Source organism: Neobacillus niacini (assembly GCF_019749295.1).
Taxonomy (GTDB): domain Bacteria; phylum Bacillota; class Bacilli; order Bacillales; family Cytobacillaceae; genus Neobacillus; species Neobacillus niacini_D.
Genome location: NZ_JACWFG010000039.1, coordinates 580 through 1,413, shown reverse-complemented (window position 1 = coordinate 1,413; position 834 = coordinate 580). Strand labels below are relative to the sequence as shown.

1 protein-coding gene is annotated in these 834 nt (G+C 35.4%); it reads right to left on the bottom strand.

Annotation, left to right across the window (positions count from 1 at the left end):
• Window positions 1–36: 36 nt before the first annotated feature.
• A partial coding sequence (locus H0184_RS27330) for an IS3 family transposase (RefSeq protein ID WP_221831163.1) occupies window positions 37–834 on the bottom strand: 798 nt, incomplete at its 5' end.

Sequence of the window (834 nt, the reverse complement as noted above, 5' to 3'; positions counted from 1 at the left end):
AGAATGATGTGACCCCCGGAAGTTAGAGTTTTTATTTTAAGCAGCTAATTGGTGGGTACGAATTCGGTATTGTACCGGACTCATGCCTGCCAATTTTTGCTTTATACGCTTGTTATTATAGTAATCCATATAATCATCAATTCTCTTCTTTAACTCCTCAAATGTGCACAGAGCTTCGCCATAGTACATTTCTTGTTTTAGTAATCCAAAAAAGTTCTCCATAGGTGAATTATCTAAACAGTTTCCTTTTCGCGACATACTTTGGAACACTTTTTGTTCCTTGAGTTTTCTTACCCACTTATTATGTTGATAATGCCATCCTTGATCAGAATGAATGGTCGTTCTAAACTTTGAATCTTTTACAATTTCTAATGCTTCGTCAAGAGGTTTCAGCGCTAATTCTAAGGTTGGACGCATAGCTATCCCGTAAGAAAGAATTTCTCCATTGAACATATCCATAATTGGACTTAAATACAGTTTTGCACCATCTAAGCACTTAAATTCTGTTATATCTGTGGTTAATTTTTGGTGACAAACATTGGTGTTAAAACGACGATTAATACGGTTCTCGGCAACTTTTCCAGTAGTTCCTTTGTATGAACTAAACTTGCGTGATTTTCGTCCGAACTTATCTCCTTTAAGTCCACGTTCACCCATAATACGTTGAACTTTCTTATGGTTGACTTTAATTCCACGATTCTTCAATTCTAGTTGGATACGGCGATATCCATAATTACCTTTATTCTCATCAAATATAGATTGAATCATTTTCTCTAGTTCCTGGTCAGGATTCTCCTTTTTCATTATCTTTATATGATAATGGTAGGAGGATTC